The organism is Bartonella grahamii ATCC 700132 (assembly GCF_000518085.1).
In the GTDB taxonomy this organism is placed as follows: domain Bacteria; phylum Pseudomonadota; class Alphaproteobacteria; order Rhizobiales; family Rhizobiaceae; genus Bartonella; species Bartonella grahamii.
The window spans coordinates 1-1,572 of the sequence record NZ_JACX01000058.1; the positions used below are offsets into that span (position 1 = coordinate 1).

Sequence of the window (1,572 nt, forward strand, 5' to 3'; positions counted from 1 at the left end):
GAAAACCTTCCGATTTGTCGTCCAGGTGCTGTCATACCACAGCGCAGTGTCAAGAAGCGCTTGAACAGCCCGTTTTGTAAAAAATATAAAAATAGTCGCAAATGCCAGCCTTAAGTCTTGCTGTTTGTAATGATCAACAATCCGCCATCCTTTCTTTTGCTTGAAATGATGGGATTATTTCCTCAATCCATCATCTCAATATTGTTCACCGTTGTTTTAAACAGCGGTGACAGAAAATATCAACAAACTTCCGAGCTGTTTTATCGTAAATAAATCCATTGAAAGAGGGGAAAAATGAAGAAAATCTTAAAACTATTGAGTTGCATAGCTCTGTTAAGTATCACTGGATGTGTTAACTCAATTCCCTCACTTTCTCCAGCATTATGGAGAAATAAAATACTTTTAGAATGTGGAGTACCGGACCTTAATAAGGTTGTGGCGCTAGATTTGAATCAATTTGCCAGTATTGAAATGTGTATGGCGCAATCAGGTTTTCGTCCTAGCTTTACAATACAAGAATGGTGTGAGAACCATAAATCGGACAATCTTCCCATATGTCGTCCTGGTGCTGTCATGCCTCAGCGAAGTGTTGAGAGACGCTTAAATAGCCCTTATTGTAAAAAACATTCAGAACAACTTGAATGCCAGCCTTAAGTCTTGCTTCAGCAGAGAAAGCCTTGAATTTACACCAAATAAAGCACCAGGTTGATGAGCTTGAGAAAGCCTTGTTCGTCTTTACGTAACAAGGTTTTCTTTTTATGCCGCGTCGTTATAACGTTGCTGTTTTGCTTGCTCGATGACATTCAAAAGATCCGATTGTAACCAACGCGATAAAAAACCAAATTTTAAAGGTTTGGGGAGAGAGCCATTGGTAACATGACGCCGGAATGTTGAGACACTCATATGAAGCAGTTTTGCACTTTCACGGTCTGTCAAAAGAATATCATTTTCTGTCATAATAATTTCCTTTCAAAAGTAAAAAAATGGTAACAAATCATAACCATTTATTAACCACATTTTGGTTCATTTAGAAAGATGTTTTATTTATAGAAAACAATATTTTATCATACAATTTCTTATGTGATAATTTATGGCTCTTATTGAGAAAGAATGAGAGAGAAGAGAGCTAAAGTTATCCACAGATAATGGGGTTATGCACCCCATATCTTAAGATTGACCCGTGACATATGCCGCCCATTTATCCATATAAACGCGGCGCTGTTCTAAATAGTCAGTCCGACGATAGGCACGCTCTACTTTACCGCCTACTGTATGACTTAGAATAGTTTCTGCGACTTCATAAGGGGCATCGGTTGTTTCAGCGAGCCAATCACGTAAACTAGAACGAAATCCATGGGGGCATGCCTCAATTTTATTGTCTCTCATATATTGAGCCATACAATTTGCAGCGAGGGGACCCCGACCGGTTGCAGAAAAGAAGAAATCATTGCGAGAAAGCAAGCGCGCTTGTTTTAAGATTTCTAATGCTTCTGATGATAGAGGCACGCGAAACTCTTCTGTAGTATCACGTCGACCTTTCATATTTTCAGCAGGGATTGTCCAGATATCGCC

At 39.2% G+C, this 1,572-nt stretch carries 3 protein-coding genes; 1 reads left to right on the plus strand and 2 read right to left on the minus strand.

Annotated features, from left to right (window positions below):
* Window positions 1-294: 294 nt before the first annotated feature.
* Complete coding sequence (locus tag U736_RS0108625) at window positions 295-654, plus strand: hypothetical protein (RefSeq protein ID WP_015856194.1); 360 nt, start codon at window positions 295-297, stop codon at window positions 652-654.
* 102 nt (window positions 655-756) lie between these two features.
* Here the strand turns inward: U736_RS0108625 and U736_RS0108630 are convergent, their stop codons facing one another.
* Both U736_RS0108630 and U736_RS0108635 read right to left on the minus strand, forming a co-directional pair.
* Window positions 757-957, minus strand: a complete 201-nt coding sequence (locus tag U736_RS0108630) for a helix-turn-helix transcriptional regulator (protein WP_015856172.1) — start codon at window positions 955-957, stop codon at window positions 757-759.
* 210 nt (window positions 958-1,167) lie between these two features.
* The coding region (locus tag U736_RS0108635; RefSeq protein WP_026500678.1) for a tyrosine-type recombinase/integrase at window positions 1,168-1,572 on the minus strand (405 nt) is incomplete at its 5' end.

Bases quoted from the DNA above. Each gene is read 5' to 3' on its own strand.
- U736_RS0108625 (WP_015856194.1), top strand. From the start codon at position 295: ATGAAGAAAATCTTAAAACTATTGAGTTGCATAGCTCTGTTAAGTATC.
- U736_RS0108630 (WP_015856172.1), bottom strand. From the start codon at position 957: ATGACAGAAAATGATATTCTTTTGACAGACCGTGAAAGTGCAAAACTG.